The following is a 19,761-nucleotide window of genomic DNA, read 5'->3' on the forward strand; positions in this document are numbered from 1 at the left end:
CGAGGGCTTATCCAAATGAGCTAACACAGGTAAGATGATTCTAAGCGCATAAACGTTTCGTATCCGGTTATCAAGGCGCAAGCAGCAACCGTACCCCAGCGACGATCGTCGCGGTCGGTTGTCGGCAAGCAGCAGCCGTTCATTCGGTTGTCGGTAAGACGGGAGAGGAGATCCTTCGGAATCTTCTCTTTTTTGTTTTTCCCCTTTTCTCGGAGAACGATCTCTTCCTTCATATAGGCAGAAGGCTTGTCATATACTGGGACATACGGCTTGTCGGCTTACGGCTGGCTGCAGGCGCAACGCATTGGGGTGGCCGATCGTTGGAACAGACCTTATTCCGGTTCAAGGCGATCCTCGTCGTCAAACTCATCGGGTTAATCGGACGTCTCTCGCTGACCCGATTGGTCGGAGCGGAAGGCGTCGGGCTGTATCAAGCGGCCTATTCGTTTTACGGGCTCGTCGTGGTCTTCTTGACCGGCGGATTGCCGACGGCGCTCGCGTTGGCGACGGCCAAGAATGCGGACCAAGGACGGAAGCTGTTCAAAATCGTGACCGCGGGCCTCCTCTTGATCGGCGGCTCCTTAGGCATACTAACCTTCCGCTATTCCGACACAATCGCACATTCCCTCGGGTATCCGGAGCTGGATTTTACGATACGCTGCTTGTCGCCGGCCCTGTTCATCGTTCCGGCTCTCAGCCTCGTAAGAGGTTACTTGCAAGGGCTGCAGCGATTCCGCGGAATTGCCGTCTCCGAAGTGATGGAACAATTCGTTCGAGTGGCCGCGCTGTTGATCGCGGTTCCCGCGTTCTCCTCGGGAGGGCTCGGACGAGCGGTTGGGGGGAGCGTACTGGGAACGGCGGCGGGGGCGTTCGCGGCCCTCCTGCTGTTGGCGGTTCCGCTAGCTCGACGAGGCCGCCGGCGATACGCCCTCGGTTCGAACCCCGAGACCGAATGGCGCGGCGCGTTATCGTTATTGCTGAAGACATCGCTGGCCATCGTCGCGACCCGGCTGCTCATTCCGTTATCCGATTTTACGGACATGCTGATTATTCCGAGCCGGTTGAAGGCGGCTGGCTATACGACGACGGAAGCGACCGAGATTTACGGCGTTATGACGGGAATGGCGGTTATCTTGGCCTACGTTCCGACGATCTTCACGGCGTCCCTGTCGCATACGTTGACGATGAGCATCACCGTCGATTGGGAACAAGGCCGGGTCGCCGAGTTCCGGCGCCGAATGTTCGCCGCATTTAAGGCAGGATGGCTGTGGGGATTGGCATCCGGTTCTTTCCTATTTCTTTTCGCGCCGGAACTGTCCAGGTTGATCTTCGGAACGCCGGAAGCGGAGCGGCCGATCCAATATCTCGCGATTCTTCCGTTGCTCGTGGGATTCCGCGAAGTATCCACCAGCCTATTGTGGGCTCAAAATCGCAAAGCGACGCCCTTATACGGATTAATGATCGGGATTGTCTTCAATATCGCGCTTATATACGGACTGGCGTCCATTCCGGACTTCGGCTACATAAGCATCTCCATCGGAATCGTCTCGACGGAAGCGGTGCTCGCATTATGGAATCTTCAAGCGCTCCGGGCGTTCGGCCGGCACCGCCGGTTGTTGCGGCCCTTGCTGATGGACGTTCCCGTGTTCGTTCTTGCCGCGTTGGCGGTGCACGGAACCCGCGCTTTGGCCGCCGAGAGCGGAATGCAGGCGTTGAGTCCGCTGCCCGGAGCCTTTCTCCTCGCCGCGTTCTCCGCGTTGTATCTGTACGTCCGGTGCCGGAAGACCTTCAAGCTTCTTGGTTGACGTTGAAAAAATCCCGCTCGGGAATTTCATGACCGACAATGGATATATTAGTCCATAGCGCTTGGAGATGAAGGCAATCGGCGTCGACGACATTTGTACGTTCAGAAGGAGCTCGCATGAACAACTGGCTACGGATATCCTTCGCTGCAATCGCGATTATGTGTTGGCGCCCGCCGGAAGCCGGCTCGGAAGCTGCAAAGGCGAACGAACAGGAATTGACAGCCTACTTGGATCAGGTGTTCCGGGCTAGAACGGGAATCCTCGTTCGGGGCTCTCCCGACAGCTTAGATCCTTATTATGTGACAACGGAAAAGTCGGGTCGGGTCGCCCTCGATCATGAGAAAAAGCGGCGCGAGTATATCCAGGCATGGGCGCTTAAAAGAAGCCTCCTTTTGGCGGGCAGCAAGAGCGAAATTCGAATCGTCCGAATGCATTCCTCGGAAGATACCGTACGCGTGACGCTTGTTCATCGAGAACTGTTGGAATACGGATATTTGAATGCTCCCGTCGAGCGGCTGCAATCGTTCGGACTCGGCACCCGGCACGTATTGACTCTTCATAAATCGGATCAGGGCTGGAAAATCAAACGCGAGTGGTACTTGGATCCCCTTGAGGAGAATCCCGACTTGATCTCCGATAGCGATCATGCTTTTCCAAGTCGGCCCGGCGCTAACCAGCAATGGAACGCTTCCGATCGACAGGCATCGGGCAAAACGAGGTACGATCGGGTTAAAGCCGTCCGATACGCGAATAAATACGCGGGGTTGGCATGGGGAGCCGGCAATCAGAACCGGTATAACCGGAAGTATAGGGATTATACCGGCTTCGGCGGGGATTGCACCAACTTCGTCTCCCAGGTGCTCGGGGATCCGAAGGAGGGGGGAGGTCTCCCGATGACGAGCCAATGGTTCGCGAATTCGTCGGGAGGGAGCGATGCCTGGGTTCGAACCGACGGCTTCAAGAATTTCCTGCTCTATTCCGGGTACGGCCGCTTGGTCGTTAAGGGAACGTTCGAGAAAATCGCTTTGCCGACTCCGGATCATCCTCGAGGATATATCGGCGACATGCAGCCGGGAGATCTGATCGGCTACGAGCTTAAGAAGGGCGACGTCGACCATTTCGCCGTCATCGTCGGATTCGACGAGAACGGCTATCCGCTGGTTAATTGTCATACGACCGATCGGTACCGGGTTCCGTTCGACCTGGGATGGGACAAAACCACGAAATACTTGCTTTTCCACATCCGATAATGAAAGGCTGCTGCCGCGCTTGGCGCGGCTATTTTCTTTGAGTAATGATGGAGATCAGATAGACATTAAGTCTGTAAGCGTTTACATTTTGGGAAAAGGGGCAAGATAGGATTAAGCAAAACACCATGCGACGATTCGAAGCTAATAACATTTAATCAATGGAACCGGAATGTGGTTGCAATTTAGTTATGACGTGATGGCATAGCCCGTAAAAACCTTGAATATCGGAAATGCTCAATTCATGTCATGTGCTTGGATTGGTCTGGTTGAATGAACGCCGTTTATTAAGGAGCTCATACAACAATTACACAACAAAAACAACTGCAGCAAACTCATTGAAGCTGAAATGCAGCAAACGAAAACGATTCTGATTCAGAATCGACGAAAAAAAAAGTATAAACAATCGAAATGCCAGTTTAAGCAGGCCCGTAATCAAGTTTAGTTCGGATGTAAGCTTGATGGTTGAAATCCAAAGAAATTCAGCAGAATCTGCTTAACCCAGCAATACATTTTCACAAAACCCGTATTTTATACATATGTAGCTAATACGACTGCTGTCTGATACGCTACTCGCTTAATGTCGGATGACAAAAATTTGTACCGATGATGCTACATTGATATCGTCTCCGTTATTGCAAATGCGCTATATCATTGAATTCGCAGTCTTTATCAGAACTTCCGGTGTAAATTCGACCTTCAGATACTTCTTATTCCCGATCGCAAGCGTATAGTGCATCCCGTTCTTCTGGAATCGCAGTTCGTAACCCAATTCGAACTTTAGCCTGAAAAGCGCCTTTGTACCATCTTTCAGAGTGCAATATACGTCGTCCCTTCCCTTGTATCGCTCCAATTCTAACGTGATCGGAGAAGCAATGACCCGGAAAAAGCCGTTCATTTCATCGTTTCGATAGACCAGCACCAGCGAACTGTCGTCCTCGATGTAGCCATTAAACTGGGTCACCTTTTTGAACGGGAATTCGGTGGGCACTAGAACGTCCCGCCGATACCTGTTTTGATATTCTCTAATCAACCTTGCCTCGTCGACCAGCGGGTTGGCCCCGTCGAATAGTACCCGGATCCTCGTGATGCGGTCGTACTTAACTGTTATTTCCCAAATAAAAGCTAGCCGCTCGCCTTTTAGTACCTCATCCTTAAAGTGTGCCACCATGATTTTTACACCCTCTTCTGGGGAGGAAACAAGTTGACACCTGTGAATCCCGGAACTCTCCCGAATTTCTGGGATCTGGACGAAATCCTCCACGTATTTTTGCGCCAGATTAAGGTCCTTTCGTGCTATAGCCTTGGCAAACTCGTATGCCGGATCTGGCCGCCTTTCATTGTTAGCGGAAGCTATCTCAGTCCCGATTGGCATCGCGCTTTGTGCGGATGTGCTTGAACAAAGCGTAGCAAAAAACAGAATATTAAGCAGTAATATGAGCAATATCTTTCTTCGCACTTCAATCACCTCACGGTTAAATTATCCAAACACCATGAGAATATGCGGATGAACACCGGTATCCATGCGTCAGCCTCATGAAACATCGTCTTTACATATTCCTCTGAAAACTATTAAAGTGGATGGTGAAAAACTGACTTTGAAGTTATGATATTTAATGAAAGAAATAATGACATCGGACGGGACAATCTATGAATATTCCGGTTTTAGCGAGCAAGCTTTATATCCCCGTGCCCCGAACGAAGGTTGTCTTCCGCCCGCGTCTGATCGAGCGGATGAACGAGGGGCTGGAACGCAAGCTGACCCTCGTCTCCGCCTCCGCCGGCTTCGGCAAAACAACGCTGGTCGGCCAATGGGCCGACGGTTGCGATCGGGCTGTCGCCTGGCTGTCGCTGGACGAAAGGGACAACGACTCCACGCGCTTCTTCCTTCATCTCATCGCTGCCGTGCAGTCTATTGCGGAGAGCGTCGGAAAAAGCGCGTTCACCGCTTTCGAATCGTCTCAATCCCCGCCGATCGAATCGGTTCTCACGGTTCTGCTTAATGAGATCTCGGCCCTCCAGTTCAAAATCGTCCTCGTCCTGGACGATTACCATCTCATCGATTCGGAACGGATCGACGATGCCCTCCTCTTCCTGCTCGAGCACCTCCCTCCGCAAATGCACCTGGTCATCGCCACTCGCGAAGATCCGCAGCTGCCCCTGGGCAGATTGCGCGCCAGAGGACACTTGACCGAGCTGCGCGACATCGACCTTCGATTTACTCCCGAAGAAGCAGCGGCGTTCCTCCATCAAGCGATAGGCGTGGATCTGACGGCCGACGAAAGGGTTGCGCTGGAATCCCGGACCGAAGGCTGGATTGCGGGACTCCAGCTGGCGGCTCTCTCGATGCAAGGTCGCGAGGACATTCCCGCATTCATTCGGGCATTCTCCGGAGACAATCGATACATTGTGGACTACTTGGCCGAAGAGGTTCTGCAGCGCCAACCGGAGCCCATCCGAAGATTTTTGCTGCAGACATCCATTCTCGACCGTTTGCATGGCCCGCTGTGCGACGCCGTCACCGGCCAAGCGGAAGGCAACGTACGGTTATCCGATTTGGAGAAGGGCAATTTCTTTATCGTGCCGCTGGACGACAGACGTCAGTGGTACCGCTACCATCACCTCTTCGCGGATGTCCTCTCCGCTCATTTGAAGGCGGAGCAGCCCGATCAAATCGGTTCGCTGCATCGGCGTGCAAGCATATGGTACGAGAGGAACGGCTCCGCGGACGATGCGATCCGCCATGCTCTCGCAGCTAAGGATTTCACGCGAGCGGCGGACCTGATCGAGCAGGCCTGTCCGACGATGGCCAAGCTTCGACAGGAAGCTACGTTGCTGCGCTGGCTAAAGGCGCTGCCTGACGAGCTGGTTCGCCGCCGGCCCGTGCTCAGCGTTTGGTATGCCGGGGCGCTGTTGACCTTCGGCAAGTCGGAGGGTGTAGAAGAACGGCTTCGGGACGCCGAAAGCGGGCTGGAGTCGACGGCAGAGTTGCACGAACGACCGGATATCCGCTCGGCTTCGGCTGTGAAGATATTCGTAGACGAAGCCGAATATCGCCGTCTCCCTGGATCGATCGCCATGTATCGGTCAGCGCTTGCCCTAATGACGGGCCATGTAATCGATGCAATGAATTACGCCCGACTGGTGCTGAACCTCATGCCGAAAGAGGCCTATCTCAAGCGCGGAGCGGCCTCCGCTCTCCTTGGACTCACCTCCTGGACAAGCGGGAGCCTCGATGAAGCTTATCGTCTGTTCGCTGATGGCATGGCCGACGTGCAGCAAGGCGGGTACATCTCCGACGCGATCGGGGGCACGAACGCCCTTGCCGATATCCGAATCGTCCAAGGCCGTCTCCGTCAGGCGATGAGCCTATACGAGCGGGGATTGCAGCTTTCGATCGAGTATGGCGATCCGGTCATGCGGGGAACGGCGGACATGTACGTGGGAATGGGCGAAATCCATCGCGAGCGCAACGATCTGCAGACCGCTATGCAGCTTCTGCTGAAAAGCGAGGAACAAGGCGAGCATACCGGATTTCCGCAATACCGGTATCGCTGGCACGTCGCGATGGCTCGAATACGCGAGGCGCAAGGTGACTTGCTAAGCGCGCTCGACCACCTCGACGAGGCGGAGCGCTTCTATGTCGGCGATCTTTTCCCGAATGTGCGTCCTGTGGCGGCGATGAGAGCAAAGGTGCTGATCGCGCAAGGGAAGCTGCGCGAAGCGCTCGAATGGGCACGCGCACATGGCCTGACCGCCCGGGACGAACTGAGTTACCTGCGCGAATTCGAGCACATTACTTTAGCCAGATTGCTTCTTGCCCGGTTTCGAAGCGATCGTGAACACAGCTTTTTACAGGAGGCCATTGGACTTCTTGAGCGTCTCCGTCAAGCGGCGGAAGAAGGCGAAAGGACGGGAAGCGCGATCGAAATCATGATCGTGACGGCTCTTGCGCATCAAATGAACGGAGACACGCCTGCTGCGCTTGGATCGTTGGAGCGCGCCTTGACTTTGGCTGAACCGGAGGGATACTTCCGTATATTCGTAGACGAAGGCCAACCTATGGAGGTTCTGCTGGGAGCCGCCTCGAAAAAAGGACTCGCCCCCAAGGAATATGTTGGCAGGCTCCTGGAAGCTTTTGTCCGAATCGAGGGCAAAACATCGGCCCAACCGGCTGCAAACCATTCGCTGCTTGAACCGCTTAGCGAACGTGAACGCGACGTACTTCGGATGCTCAGAACCGAACTAAGCGGACCAGATATTGCCCGCGAGCTGATGGTTTCCCTGAACACCCTGCGAACCCACACCAGACGCATCTACGACAAGCTCGGGGTGAACAACCGCCGGGCAGCCGTCCGACGGTCCGAGGAACTCGATTTGTTATAACGTAAGATCGGCCCCTCCCCCCTCCTGCCCTGGCAAAATAACCGGGGCTTTTTGCGTTTCCCAATAACAATTCACCGCATCAATCACCACATGTGGTGATGCGGTCTCCCTACATGAACACGTATCATTGGATCTAGCAAGAACACGAGTAGACAGGAGTCGAATCCGCAGGAGGGTGATGTAGGTGGCTAATCATGAGTGAAACGCAAAGGTCAACGGAAAGCCGGCACGACGAATATTACGAGATTCGCATTAAGGGGCACTTGGATGCCAGATGGGCTGATTGGTTCGAAGGGATGAGCCTGACGCGCGAGGGCGACGGAACGACCGTTCTTTACGGTCCGGTGGCCGACCAGGCCGCCTTGCATGGCATGCTGAGAAAAACGCGGGATCTCGGCCTTGCATTAGTATCGGTCATTCAAAAAAAGAAGGAGACGAACCTATGAACAAAGAGAGTAAAATGACAGTAGTTTCGCGTCTTTTCCGCATCGCCAGTATAGCTGCTATGTTGTCAGGGATCCTGTTTGTCGTCATTCAAACGATCCATCCGCTGGACATTCTTTCATCCGTCAATACCGATCGGTGGGCCCTCGTTCACTTTTTGGGCATCGCCATGTGCTTCATCGGCCTGCTCGGCATGACGGGGATCTACGCCAGGCAAGCGGCAGAGTCCGGCTGGCTCGGTCTGATCGGCTATCTCACGCTAAGCCTCTTCTATTCGCTCACGATGGCTTTTCAATTCGTCGAAGCCCTTATCTCTCCGACGCTCGTAACCGAGTCTCCGAAGCTTGAGGAGAGCATCTTGGCGATCGCCGGGGGATCTTCCGGCGAGTACTTCGGAACCCTAGAAATCACTTACATGTTGACGGGAATTCTATACTTGCTCGGCGGCCTGTTATTTGGCATCGCATCGTTTCGCGCCCGCATCCTGTCGCGCGGGGCGGCCGGTTTGCTTGCCTTAGGAACGCTTCTGCCTCTTCCTTTGTCTTCGCTGGTCCATCATCCGTACGATCGTTTTTTGGCGGTGCCTGTTGGGCTGGCCCAGGTTTGGCTGGGCTATTCTCTCTGGCGATCCTTGTCCAGGGAGAGCAAGGAAGATGTCTCCGATCTTCAAAGCGCCGGCAAAAAAGTCCTCGGCTGAATCAAGCGCGTAAGAGCCGATTTCCTCGCTAACATCCGGAGCGCGCGGCTTCTAGCTTCAAAACGCGCCGTCGAACGCTTTTTCCAGTTGCTTCGCTTCCTTAGAGACAGCAAAAAAAGATGAACGAACCTTTGGTTTGCCGTCGGCGGCACATGGCTAATTCGCGAGTCTCGCGGCGCGAACCGAAGCTACAGCGTATACGACGAGCGCCGTCCAGATGAGCGCGAAGCCGACGAGCAGAACCGGCGAGACCGATTCCTTGAACGCGAATACGCTCAGACACAGCATGATCGTCGGCCCGATGTATTGGACGAAGCCGAGCGTGGACAGCGACATCCGGGCTGCCGCCCGAGCGAAGAAGAGCAGCGGCAGCGCCGTTACCGCGCCGGACAGAAGCAGTTCGACGAACTCGGACGCAGGCAGCGTCCATGCCGTCGTCTTACCCGCGGCGGCCAAGTAGATCCAGTAGCCGAGCGCGACGGGCAAGACGACGGCCGTCTCCGACAGCAAGCCAGCAGATGCGTCCTGCACGATCTTCTTCTTCGCGAAGCCGTACAAGCCGAACGACGCTGCCAGCGAGATCGCGACCCACGGGAACCGGCCGTAGTCGATGGCGATGAGGAGCACCGCGGCGGCAGCGATGGCAATCGCGAGCCATTGGCCGCGGTTTGGCTTCTCGCGAAGGAAGACGACCGCCAGCAGCACGTTCAGCAACGGGTTCAAATAATAGCCGAGACTTGTCTCGACGACATGACCGTTGTTGACCGCCCAGATGAAGATAAGCCAATTCGCCGCGATCAGCAGTCCGCTGGCGACGAGCGGCAGCAGGAGCGCGCGGCTAGCCGCAATCCGCTTCATGTCGCCCCATCGGCGCTGGACCGCGACAAGAATGCTCATGAAGACGAACGACCAGACGACTCTATGCGACAGAATCTCGCCTGCCGGCACGTCGTTAAACAGCTTCCAATAGAGCGGGAGAACTCCCCACATGATATACGCGATAATTGCGTTGACCAACCCGTTGTTCATATATATCCTCCGCTTCGCGCTCCGATATCTGAACGGATTATACGCCTCGATTCGAGCTTAGGCAAAGGAAATAATTGGTTGGAACGAAGCGGAGTGTATCCATCGTGGGGGGTTCTTCGCTTAAACGGAAACGCATATAAGTTATTGATTATATAATTGTATGATTATATAATGGGCCGTATGAAGGAACATGAATGGGAATGAGGAAGGTGCGCATTGATGACCGTTGAAGATTCCATCGCGTCCTTGACGGAGACTCTAAAGCTGCTGTCGGATAAAACCCGATTGACGATCGTTGCCCTGTTGAGAGAACGCGAGATGTGCGTCTGCGATATCGTGGATATTCTGGAGACGACTCAACCGAATATCAGCCAGCATCTGAAGAAGCTCAAGGCCGGCGGAATCGTAAACGAATCCCGTCGCAGTCCATGGATATATTATTCGTTAAACGTGGAAGACAAGCCGTATTTATGGGACCTTCTGAATCAACTCCCATCCATGAAGGATAAGATCGATGCCCATAAACCCAATAGCTGCTGTTAACTTGGAGGTTCTATGCTTGCTCTGGCTTCTGTGATTTTCCTCGTCACCTTGGGATTTGTCATTTGGCAGCCGAAGGGGTTGAACATAGGTTGGTCCGCTTGCGGAGGCGCTATGATCGCCCTTCTATGCGGAGTCGTCGATCTCCAAGACGTCTGGGACGTTACGCGGATAGTTTGGAATGCCACGCTTGCCTTCGTAGCGGTCATTCTGATCTCCCTGATCTTGGACGATATCGGATTTTTCGAGTGGGCCGCGCTTCATATGGCGCGTTCGGCCCGTGGGAACGGCACCCTTATGTTCGTCTATGTGATCTTGCTTGGAGCTGCGGTCGCCTTCTTCTTCGCCAACGATGGAGCCGCTCTCATCTTAACGCCGATCGTCCTCGCGATGGTTCGGGCGCTGAAGTTCGATGAACGGATGATCCTCCCCTTCATTATGGCGAGCGGATTCATCTCCGATACGGCGTCGCTGCCGCTCGTCGTCAGCAACCTGGTGAACATCGTATCGTCCGATTTCTTCGGCATCGGGTTCGCGGAGTACGCGAGCCGCATGATCGTACCTACGCTCTTCTCGGTGGCGGCCAGTTTGCTTGTTCTGTACGGGTTCTACCGCCGGAGCATTCCGAAGCGATATGAATGGGCGCAGCTGAAGAAGCCGGGCGATGCCATCCGGGATAGGCGGTTGTTCAAGATCTCCTGGGTCATCTTGGCCGTCCTGCTTGCCGCCTATTTAACCAGCGAGTTTATCGAAGTTCCCGTGTCGATTATTGCCGGCGCCGCGGCCGTCGTCTTTCTGGTTCTGGCTAGGCAGAGCCCGGATATTCATACCTGGAAGCTCGTTAAAAGCGCGCCGTGGGCCGTCGTCGTTTTCTCGATCGGCATGTATGTCGTCGTCTATGGGCTCCGGAACGTGGGGCTGACGGATGAGCTCGGGAGCGTCTTTAAGTGGGCAGGCGACCAAGGACTGTTCGTCGCGACGGTCGGCTCCGGCTTCCTCGCGGCCATCCTCTCCTCCCTCATGAACAACATGCCTACGGTTATGATCAATGCGCTTGCCATCGATGGGACAAGCCCGACCGGCATGCTGCGGGAAGCGTTCGTCTACGCCAATGTGATCGGTTCGGATCTTGGGCCGAAGCTGACTCCGATCGGTTCGCTCGCTACCCTTCTCTGGCTCCACGTTCTATCCGGCAAGGGCGTCCAAATATCGTGGGGAGCGTACTTCCGAACGGGAATTATCCTTACCCTTCCCGTTCTGCTTATTACGCTTTGCGGCTTGTTCTTATGGCTGATAGTCGTTCATTGATTTCTCATCAAACCTATAAAGGAGCAGTTGAAAAATGAGCGATAAACCGCTGGTTTACTTTCTATGTACGGGGAACTCTTGCCGCAGCCAAATCGCCGACGGCTATCTGAATGCGCTTGGCGGGGAGAGGTATGAAGTCAGAAGCGCAGGCCTTGAGGCGCATGGCCTCAATCCCCGCGCCGTTCAAGTCATGAAGGAAGATGGCGTCGACATCGGCGGCAACAGCTCCGACGTCATCGACCCGGAGATCCTCAATCGCGCGGCATACGTCATCACCCTTTGCGGGCATGCCGATGAACATTGCCCGGTCATCATGAACCCGAACGTAATCAAGCGGCATTGGGGCTTCGACGACCCCGCCAAAGCCACCGGCACCGAGGAAGCAATCATGGCCCAATTCCGCAATGTTCGAGACGCCATCAAATCCCGTATAGAGAAATTCGTTCAAGATGGAGAGTAAAAAGACGATCTCGCCCCAAAGGCCGGGATCGTCCATTATGTTCATCTCCGATGCCGCTATCCTCGATGGCCGGCCTCATATTCTTTATTAGCCCGGTCCAGCATCGACTTCCAGCTGCCGAAGTCGGTCTCCCGGTCGACATGCCGATCGAACAGCTCTTCGGGGATGTTATCGATGTCTTCCATGGTTTTGACGTCGAAGTTCCCCTTGCGGAGAAATTCGGCAAAACTGTTGAAGGAAGAGTACCGGCTCATAAAGGTCTCATGAAATAACGTATCTAAGGATACGTGATTTGGGGCGCCTTCATTCGATTTCGCGCCTTGAAGCTCTTTTAGCAATTCATCAAAGGAAATCGGCTTGTTTCTTTTCTTCAGACGGATCACTCCTAAATCAGGTTATCCTTCATGATACCATACTTCTTGATTTGTGTGTTGTACTGTGGTATCATTATTTGAACGTTAATTAATCAATAAATCACATGTTGAAGGGGTTCTCGTTTTGCGGATAGCGCCTTTTCCAGATGTGATTTTTGTTTATCCGGGAACATCAGGTTAACCAATTGCAAACCAAGACGATAAAGCTGCCCTTAACACCGCGTTAAAGGCAGCTTTAACATTAGAGGAGGGATTCATGTTGGCTTATCGCGGCAAACCGGTAGAAGATCTCCCGCATGAAGAGACGGTCATCTGGAGCTGTACGCATAAGGACTGCAAAGGGTGGATCCGCGACAATTTCTCGTTTGCGGACGTGCCTGTGTGCTCGATTTGCCAGTCCCCCATGGTGAGAAGCGTGAAGATGCTTCCGATCATCGTCAATACGAACAAAGGACGGAGCTGACAAACGCAGAGGGCTTCCCTCTGCTACCCCTCTGTAATATCTGCGTTTAGCTCGCTGGCGATCTCAATCATCTTGGGAATAACCTCTTCGTTTGAAACCGCTACATACAAATCCCCGTCATAATGCCGAAAGGGAATGGATCTCTCTTCAAAGCTCCACATGAAAAAATCCCCGTCAATCGTCATCGTGCTTGAAGAACCGGATACGGTGAATACGGGCGAGTAAGTAAAACCGGGTTTGGATGCAAAATAACGTTTGCACTCCTCTAACGAGATCGCTTTGTCCTGATTGTTCTCCTGGAAGGATCTTGTAATCCGAAAACGCTGACTCATGGAAATACCTCCGCCTTTGATGACTCAACCCCTTCCTTATTGTGACTAGGATGAGGGCAGGATGCAAGGGCTTCTTATGATCCTTAAGCTATACGCCTTTCCGTTTGTACGCGCGAATCGCGAAAATATAAGCTACCAGCATAATTCCGACGCACCACGCCAGCGCGACCCAGATGTCGTGGCCTACCGGCTGCCCCGACAGCAGCGCGCGGATCGCTTCCACGATCGAGGTGACCGGCTGGTTCTCGGCGAAGACGCGAACGACGCGCGGCATCGAATCGGTCGGCACGAACGCCGAGCTGATAAACGGCAGGAAGAGGAGCGGATAGGAGAACGCGCTTGCCCCTTCCACCGACTTGGCGGACAGTCCGGCGATCGCCGCGACCCAGGTCAAGGCCAGCGTGAACAGCACGAGGATACCGGCTACGGCAAGCCACGGCAGGATTCCCGCCGACGAACGGAAGCCCATCGCGAGCGCTATGAGAACGATGATGACGACCGTAATGACGTTGGATACGACCGAGGTCAGCACATGCCCCCACAGCACCGCGGAACGCGCGATCGGCATGGAGTGGAACCGTTCGATGATGCCCCGCTGCTTATCCAGGTACAGGCGGTACGCCGTATAGGAGATGCCGCTTGCAATCGCGATCAGCAGGATGCCGGGCAGCAGGTAGTTCACATAGTTGTCCGTACCGGCTTGAATGGCGCCGCCGAACACGTAGACGAACAGCAGCATCAACGCGATCGGAGTGATGCAGACCGTGATGATGGTGTCCATGCTGCGGAAGATGTGGCGCATGGAACGCCCGAGCATAACGCCCATATCGCTGAGAAAATGGTTCTTGGCCGTCTCCATTTAAATAGCCTCCTTCTTGCCGACGATGGCGAGGAAGATCTCCTCGAGCGACGGCTGCTTCTCCACATACTCGACCTTCGCTTGCGGGAACAGCTTCTTCAGCTCCGAGAGCGTGCCGCTCGCGATAATTCGGCCTTCGTGCAGAATGGCGATGCGGTCCGCCAACTGCTCGGCCTCTTCCAAATACTGCGTGGTGAGAAAAATCGTCGTCCCTCCGTCGGCAAGCTCCTTGACGATCTTCCACACCTCGATGCGAGACTCGGGGTCCAGCCCGGTAGTCGGCTCGTCGAGGAAGAGGATCTGCGGCTTGCCCACGAGACTCAAGGCGATGTCGAGCCTGCGGCGCATGCCGCCCGAATATGTGGACGCCCTGCGGTCGGCGGCCTCGGTCAGACCGAAGCGCTTAAGCATGTCGTCCGCAACCTGACGCGGATGGGGAAGGTGACGCAGCTTGGCGAGCATGACCAGATTCTCCCGCCCGGTCAATACCTCATCCACCGCCGCGAATTGCCCGGTCAGGCTGATCGACTGCCGGACGCCGTCCGGCTTCGACGCGACATCGAAGCCGTTTACGACGGCGGTGCCTCCATCCTGTTTGAGCAGCGTGGCGAGGATTCTGACAATCGTCGTCTTGCCCGCTCCGTTGGAGCCAAGCAGGGCGAATATCTCGCCTCGCTTCACTTCAAAATCGACGCCCTTTAGGACGGCCAAGTCTTTATAGGATTTGCGCAGACTTCTCACTTCAATGGCTGGTGCCATTTCGTTATCCCCCTTTTTTCTTGGTTTTATCCGCAACCTTATTTATGGCTTTGTTGCTTTCTCGGGCAACCGATTCTTGATAGAGGTCCGCATACGTTTTAGAATCTTTGACGAGATCGTCGCAGAAAGCCGCTACGTCCCGGCCCGTCACTTCGAGCACGCCTTTGCCCAAGGCCGCGCCTTCTTCGAATAGATCGACGATCCCCGAGAGCAGCCCCGTCCCTTCGGTTAGCTCGACAGGGCCGACCTTAAAGAGATACTTTTGAATCTCTTTATAAACGATCTGATAATCTTTCGGGAGCGCTTTGACGCGCGCTATGTGCGCTCGCCACTCTTTTTTGCCTTCGATGATGTCTTTTATGCTCATAGGATCCTCCTATTTGCCTAATTTTTTCGCGATCGTATGGTTGAGCTGCTCGCGCCATTTGTCCCGATAAGTCTTTGCCCCCGCTTCGCCGGCCAGCGCCGAACAGAAGCCTTCGATATCGTCGCCCAATACCTCCTGGACGCTCTGACCGTCCGCCGCCGTCTCTTCGAGCAGGCCAAGTACGCCGTCAAGAATGGGCATAAGATTGCGACCGGTAAAATCGGAGTGCGGCCAAAGATGGGCATTGATTTTTCCCCAGGCCGCTTGATAATCGGCCGGCAGCTTTCTGACCCGCGATTCGAAGGCTTTATATTCCTTAGTCATGTCGCTTCCGGTTACTTTCTCCCACAAATTCATGGATGGTCCTCCCTTAACTCGTTAATCTTCGACGATAAGAACTCCCATTTGTCCCAGAACTTCTGCAGTTCCTTGCGCCCCGCGTCGTTGAGCGCGAAAAACTTGCGCGGCGGCCCCATGTCGGAGGGCTTCTTGGTGATCTCCACCAACTTGTTTTTCTCAAGCCGGATCAAGATGGTGTACACCGTTCCCTCTACAACATCCGAGAAGCCGAGGGCGTTCAGCCGCCGCGTGATTTCGTAGCCGTACGTTTCTCGGCGGCTGATAATTTCAAGGACGCAGCCCTCAAGCACCCCTTTGAGCATTTCCGTAAGGTTATCCAGCGCAATCACCCCATGCTATTCTGTATCACCAGTATGCAGTATTACTTACTACAGCTATACAGTAACACGCAGTAGCTGGAGTGTCAACATTCCGCCGAACTCAAAAAAAAAGCCGCGTTTTACGCGGCGCCTCATGAGATAAGCTCTAGTCAACTAAAACGTATTATATACATTTTCGCATTCTTCCGCAGTCGGTTCAAAAAAGCAGTGCTTCTTCCAGCGTCCTGCGAGCGGCTGATCATACCAGGTCGGCGGACAGGGGCCGGGATTCTCGAACGAACCCGGACGGAAATACCAAAGGGAGAATTTGGCCGGCCAATTCCGCTCCCCGTTCACAACCCGTTGCGCCAGACGGCGTTCCCGATCTCTTGCGCTTTGATAGAACAAACCGTGTTGCAACGCTTCGAACGCATGCTCCTGGTTGATCATTTGGGGAATGGTCCGGATTCCCTTGAAATCGGAGCAATTCGCTCTTATACGGTTAATGCCTACATTTCCAACTAGGAGCATGCCCATTTCGCCTTCGGTCTCGGCTTCGGCCCGAAGCAACCTGGCCAACATATCGATATCCTGTTGCCTGGCTTTTACGACTGCCATCGGCTCACCTCTTTTGATTTCTAGGCTCATCATATGTAGGCGAAGCGGATGTGTTACTCGGGCCCCTAAAGTTCGGTCTCCCCAGAAGGGACTGTAAGATTCGAAAGGCAAGGCGGGATCTCTTGAAGATCGCGATAAATCGTCTTGCCCATTGCCATAGCCGTCGTCACCATCTCATCCGCGCCTTGGGAGGGTCCGCCAATCCGAAGCACCGCGTCGCAATGCTTCAAGAGCCTGACCGAGGACGGGTGGAAAATGCGATCAAAAATCTCGTCCCCAATCCTCTGCGATCCGGATTGCTCGATTAACGGCAGCGCATACCATTCGCCCAATACAGGCAAATGGCCTGCCTCATAGACTTTAAGCGCAATCTCGTTCATGAAATCCATGTTGCGCCGGATCAAATTCGGATCGTCTCCCGTCCCCGAACGATACGGTCCGGCGATCAGGATCTGCAGCTGTCTTGGCCGGGATTCCAGGAGCCGGTTGATCTGCGCGTATTGAAGAAGCATGATCGTTTTCGCGTCTCTGATCTCTCCCTCTTCGATCATTTCGAGCGCCCGCTGGAAGGGATACTCCAGTACTTCGATATTCTCCTGCTCTTCCTCGACCCCGCCGCCTTCCCCCACTTTCATCGCCGGCGTGTACTCCGCGACAAAAAAATGCAATATTTCGGTCACGGAGCCCGGCGACATGTAGGCTTCGCCTATTTTCCGCACATTGGCGATCCTGTATCCGGTCTCCTCTTCCGCCTCCCGTCGGATGCTGTCTTCCGGGCTCTCCTTGTCCAACAAGCCGGCGCAAGCTTCGATCAACATGCCCGTCTCGTTCCCGTTCACGTAGGTGGGAATTCGAAATTGCCGCGTTAATATCACCGTTTGCCGCTCTCGGTTGTAGAGCAGGATCGTGGCTCCGTTCCCGCGGTCGTAAGATTCCCTGGACTGGCTCGTCCAAGAGCCGTCCTTCGCCTCGCTCATGTAAGTGATTTTCTTTAGCAGGTACCAGTTGTCGGATAAAATTTCTTCGTTTACGATTCGGATCTTCGGATTCATGTTCCATTCCCTCCCTTTCATTGGTTTTGAGTATATTGGGTTACGTAACGTCACCTACAAGCACTATTTTGGCGAAAAGAAAAAAAAGGGGCGTTCCAAAGGAACAGCCCCCTTCAAATGGCGTCATCTGCGTGCGAGGAAAAAGCCGGAATCCGTGGTAATCCGAATGCTCCCTTCAAGATTCAGTTCGTTTTGCAAATACGCAGCGAACAGCTTCCGCCTCGCGCCGACCAGTTTAGTTCTCGCGTTCATGGGGGTCGAGGTCATATAGCGAAGCAGCGGCTGTACGTCGTGAACGATTAATTGATCTTCGTAACGGAAGGTCTTCGCTTCCGCGAACTCCTTGGCGAGCAGCTCGCCTCCATGGTCAAGTTCGAACCTCTCCATGATCGGATCCAGCACCTTCATATCCGGATCGAACGCCTGCGCCAGCCGATCGATCTCATGCAAGTGGCGCTTGCTCATGGTCGATGTATAGAACCGGGCTCCGGGCTTCATCACCCGGCGGATTTCGGCAAGCGCCTTGGGAATGTCAGGCACGTGATAGAGCATATGATTGGCGATCACGATGTCGAATTCTTCGTCGTGATACGGAATCGACTGAACGTCCACGAGCATGAATTTGAATGAACCCGTCGTATTGCGGATATTCCTTCGGGCTTCCTCGAGCATGCCGGGCGACAGGTCGGTTACCGTAATTTTCCACGATTCGGGTATTCGATCCGCATTCTTCGCCCATAGAGTTCCGTCCCCGCAGCCGATCTCCAATATTCGGAGATTAGGCTCCCTGCCTAAATGCTCGAAGAACCAACGATGCCACCCTTGCTTGTTAACTCCGCATTTCTCATACAATTCGATTCTCGTTTGGAGTCGGTTCGCGAGATGATATTGCTGGACCCAATCCTTCTCCGTATGGACCGCATGAATAAGTTCAGCCAACGCCTTCCAATCGACCTCTTCATCCTTGCCGGAGCGCATCAGCTTCTCTATCGCTTCATTGATCGCTTTCAGAACGAATTGCAGATCCGCGGACTTCTGTAAAAGAATCTCTCTCTGCATGTTTAACGAACTTCGCAGATCCTGTTCCTGAATCCGGCTTGCGGCGACGATTCGTTTAATTTCGCTAAGCGATAAACCGATATACTTCAAGGTTTGAATATGCTGAAGCTTAACCAAGTCCGACCGGCTATACAACCGCTGCGACGATTGGCCGTAGCTCGACGGCTTCAACAGACCGATCTGATCGTAATATCTTAACGTTCTCAGCGTAAGACCGGTTTCCTTCGCGATCTGGCCCGTCGTCCGATAGTCGCTCATCTGTTCTCGAGTTTGCACGTTCTCCGCCCTGTTCCCTTCGATGGTCTTAGTGGGTTTGCCCTTCCGAAGGTCGGTTCGCTTACCTGTCAGCCCCTCTCGGCCGCGAGCGGCTCTTCCCCGGCAGGCCTCGGTTTAATACGGCTGCGCTTCTTCCCTTCTCAGCACCCGGATTGCGTAGTCGCGGCCGAACTTCGGCGAGAGCACGGTCCAGAACGTAAAGAGCGCCTTCTCGATCTCGGCCATCGCTTCGGCGCCGCCCGCGTCGACCATGTCGAATCCCGCTTCCGCGCCGAGCCGATAGACGGTCCGCTTGGCATCTTCGTCCTCGCCGCTCATGAAGAGCGTGGCGTTCCCCCCGCCGAACCGCGGGTTCGCGAGCGCCTCCCACGTCGACGTATGGAACGCCCGCACGACGCGTGCGCCCTCCGCAAGCCTCCGAACTTCAGCGTCCGCCGATCGCCCGTCGAACAAAATCGTCGCATTGACGACGATTTTCCCTCGCAGCTCTCCCGCTTCCTCCAGCACTCGCTCGATCTCCGTGCCGGGAACGGCCAGCACGATCAGATCGCCGGATAAGGACGCTTCCTGGACGGACGCCGCCGAGGCGTTCGGGCCGATCGATTCGAGCAGCGCTCGCATCCGGTCGCCTTGCGGGTCCCGCGAACCGAACGTCACCCGATGCCCTTTCTTCGCCCACGCTCTCCCTAACGTGCCGCCAATATGTCCCGACCCGATTATGGCCATGTTCATGTTTACCTCTCCTCTGCCAATGATTTAGGAGGCTCGAACGCCGGATTTCGAATCCATTTACGGCGTCCCGTCCAACAGCTCGTTGTACAGGCGAAGGTTGCCTCTCGTCCGATCGATCAGCTCGTCGAGTTCGCGGCGCTGCGTCTCCATGCGGGCCAAGTGGTCCGTCAACAAGCCGATCCGATCCCGGAGAACGGCTTCGTCTCCGTCGCGCATCGAAGAGCGTTCGGTCACGCAGCGGTTCGTACTCAGGTACGACTTGATTTCTTCCAAACTCAACTTTCGCAGAGAGAAA

At 54.6% G+C, this 19,761-nt stretch carries 23 protein-coding genes; 9 read left to right on the top strand and 14 right to left on the bottom strand.

Features of this window, described 5'->3' with window-relative positions:
- Positions 1-320: 320 nt before the first annotated feature.
- Positions 321-1,805, top strand: a complete 1,485-nt coding sequence (locus tag H7B90_RS10940) for an oligosaccharide flippase family protein (RefSeq protein ID WP_185135908.1) — start codon at positions 321-323, stop codon at positions 1,803-1,805.
- A 455-nt stretch (positions 1,806-2,260) separates the two neighbouring features.
- The gene (locus H7B90_RS10945; RefSeq protein ID WP_311772712.1) at positions 2,261-3,055 is read left to right on the top strand and encodes an amidase domain-containing protein; all 795 of its coding nucleotides are present in this window, start codon (positions 2,261-2,263) and stop codon (positions 3,053-3,055) included.
- 643 nt (positions 3,056-3,698) lie between these two features.
- Here H7B90_RS10945 and H7B90_RS10950 read toward each other — a convergent pair.
- A complete protein-coding gene (locus H7B90_RS10950; RefSeq protein WP_185135910.1) occupies positions 3,699-4,316 on the bottom strand; it encodes a hypothetical protein in 618 nt (205 codons plus the stop codon).
- A gap of 386 nt (positions 4,317-4,702) precedes the next feature.
- On the opposite strand from H7B90_RS10950, the gene H7B90_RS10955 reads away from it, so the two are divergent.
- The 3 genes from H7B90_RS10955 to H7B90_RS10965 all read left to right on the top strand — a co-directional run bounded on the left by H7B90_RS10955 (position 4,703) and on the right by H7B90_RS10965 (position 8,579).
- Positions 4,703-7,438 (top strand): winged helix-turn-helix domain-containing protein, encoded by a 2,736-nt coding sequence (locus H7B90_RS10955; protein ID WP_185135911.1) that lies wholly within the window; start codon positions 4,703-4,705, stop codon positions 7,436-7,438.
- 194 nt (positions 7,439-7,632) lie between these two features.
- Positions 7,633-7,884, top strand: a complete 252-nt coding sequence (locus H7B90_RS10960) for a DUF8691 family protein (RefSeq protein WP_185135912.1) — start codon at positions 7,633-7,635, stop codon at positions 7,882-7,884.
- Positions 7,881-8,579 (top strand): hypothetical protein, encoded by a 699-nt coding sequence (locus H7B90_RS10965; RefSeq protein ID WP_185135913.1) that lies wholly within the window; start codon positions 7,881-7,883, stop codon positions 8,577-8,579. The genes H7B90_RS10960 and H7B90_RS10965 overlap by 4 nt, the downstream gene beginning before the upstream one ends.
- A 156-nt stretch (positions 8,580-8,735) precedes the next feature.
- Here the strand turns inward: H7B90_RS10965 and rarD are convergent, their stop codons facing one another.
- On the bottom strand, positions 8,736-9,608 hold the full coding sequence (rarD, locus tag H7B90_RS10970) for an EamA family transporter RarD (protein WP_185135914.1): 873 nt from the start codon (positions 9,606-9,608) through the stop codon (positions 8,736-8,738).
- A 219-nt stretch (positions 9,609-9,827) separates the two neighbouring features.
- Here rarD and H7B90_RS10975 point away from each other — a divergent pair, with 219 nt between their 5' ends.
- Genes H7B90_RS10975 through arsC form a run of 3 tightly spaced genes read left to right on the top strand, consistent with a single transcriptional unit; the run spans position 9,828 to position 11,916 of the window.
- Positions 9,828-10,151: an ArsR/SmtB family transcription factor gene (locus tag H7B90_RS10975; RefSeq protein WP_185135915.1), complete on the top strand. Its 324-nt coding sequence runs from the start codon at positions 9,828-9,830 to the stop codon at positions 10,149-10,151.
- A 12-nt stretch (positions 10,152-10,163) separates the two neighbouring features.
- The gene (locus H7B90_RS10980) at positions 10,164-11,456 is read left to right on the top strand and encodes an arsenic transporter (protein ID WP_185135916.1); all 1,293 of its coding nucleotides are present in this window, start codon (positions 10,164-10,166) and stop codon (positions 11,454-11,456) included.
- A 34-nt stretch (positions 11,457-11,490) separates the two neighbouring features.
- Positions 11,491-11,916: an arsenate reductase (thioredoxin) gene (gene arsC, locus H7B90_RS10985; protein WP_185135917.1), complete on the top strand. Its 426-nt coding sequence runs from the start codon at positions 11,491-11,493 to the stop codon at positions 11,914-11,916.
- Positions 11,917-11,972: 56 nt separating this feature from the next.
- Here the strand turns inward: arsC and H7B90_RS10990 are convergent, their stop codons facing one another.
- A complete protein-coding gene (locus H7B90_RS10990) occupies positions 11,973-12,269 on the bottom strand; it encodes a hypothetical protein (protein WP_185135928.1) in 297 nt (98 codons plus the stop codon).
- 277 nt (positions 12,270-12,546) lie between these two features.
- On the opposite strand from H7B90_RS10990, the gene H7B90_RS10995 reads away from it, so the two are divergent.
- Positions 12,547-12,753 (top strand): cold-shock protein, encoded by a 207-nt coding sequence (locus H7B90_RS10995; RefSeq protein WP_373315984.1) that lies wholly within the window; start codon positions 12,547-12,549, stop codon positions 12,751-12,753.
- 23 nt (positions 12,754-12,776) lie between these two features.
- Here the strand turns inward: H7B90_RS10995 and H7B90_RS11000 are convergent, their stop codons facing one another.
- From H7B90_RS11000 to H7B90_RS11050, 11 genes are all read right to left on the bottom strand, one after another.
- The gene (locus H7B90_RS11000; protein ID WP_185135918.1) at positions 12,777-13,085 is read right to left on the bottom strand and encodes a hypothetical protein; all 309 of its coding nucleotides are present in this window, start codon (positions 13,083-13,085) and stop codon (positions 12,777-12,779) included.
- 88 nt (positions 13,086-13,173) lie between these two features.
- Positions 13,174-13,944: an ABC transporter permease gene (locus H7B90_RS11005; protein WP_185135919.1), complete on the bottom strand. Its 771-nt coding sequence runs from the start codon at positions 13,942-13,944 to the stop codon at positions 13,174-13,176.
- A complete protein-coding gene (locus H7B90_RS11010; protein WP_185135920.1) occupies positions 13,945-14,703 on the bottom strand; it encodes an ABC transporter ATP-binding protein in 759 nt (252 codons plus the stop codon).
- Positions 14,704-14,707: 4 nt separating this feature from the next.
- Positions 14,708-15,070: a DUF1048 domain-containing protein gene (locus H7B90_RS11015; RefSeq protein ID WP_185135921.1), complete on the bottom strand. Its 363-nt coding sequence runs from the start codon at positions 15,068-15,070 to the stop codon at positions 14,708-14,710.
- Between the two features lie 9 nt (positions 15,071-15,079).
- Positions 15,080-15,427, bottom strand: coding sequence for a DUF1048 domain-containing protein (locus H7B90_RS11020; protein ID WP_185135922.1), 348 nt, complete (start codon positions 15,425-15,427; stop codon positions 15,080-15,082).
- Entirely contained in the window at positions 15,424-15,732 is a 309-nt protein-coding gene (locus H7B90_RS11025) for a PadR family transcriptional regulator (RefSeq protein ID WP_185135930.1), read from the bottom strand. The genes H7B90_RS11020 and H7B90_RS11025 overlap by 4 nt, the downstream gene beginning before the upstream one ends.
- Before the next feature lie 171 nt (positions 15,733-15,903).
- On the bottom strand, positions 15,904-16,347 hold the full coding sequence (locus H7B90_RS11030) for a cell wall hydrolase (protein ID WP_185135923.1): 444 nt from the start codon (positions 16,345-16,347) through the stop codon (positions 15,904-15,906).
- Between the two features lie 65 nt (positions 16,348-16,412).
- A complete protein-coding gene (gene nudK / locus H7B90_RS11035; protein WP_306421786.1) occupies positions 16,413-17,420 on the bottom strand; it encodes a GDP-mannose pyrophosphatase NudK in 1,008 nt (335 codons plus the stop codon).
- Between the two features lie 102 nt (positions 17,421-17,522).
- On the bottom strand, positions 17,523-18,734 hold the full coding sequence (locus tag H7B90_RS11040; protein WP_185135925.1) for a MerR family transcriptional regulator: 1,212 nt from the start codon (positions 18,732-18,734) through the stop codon (positions 17,523-17,525).
- Positions 18,735-18,848: 114 nt separating this feature from the next.
- Positions 18,849-19,466 carry an NADPH-dependent F420 reductase gene (locus H7B90_RS11045; RefSeq protein WP_185135926.1) on the bottom strand — a complete coding sequence of 206 codons (618 nt, stop codon included), beginning with the start codon at positions 19,464-19,466 and terminating at the stop codon, positions 18,849-18,851.
- A 57-nt stretch (positions 19,467-19,523) separates the two neighbouring features.
- On the bottom strand, positions 19,524-19,761 hold a 238-nt coding region (locus H7B90_RS11050), incomplete at its 5' end, for a hypothetical protein (protein ID WP_376701726.1).

The sequence above is a fragment of the Cohnella xylanilytica genome (genome assembly GCF_014212175.1).
Lineage (GTDB): Bacteria > Bacillota > Bacilli > Paenibacillales > Paenibacillaceae > Cohnella > Cohnella xylanilytica.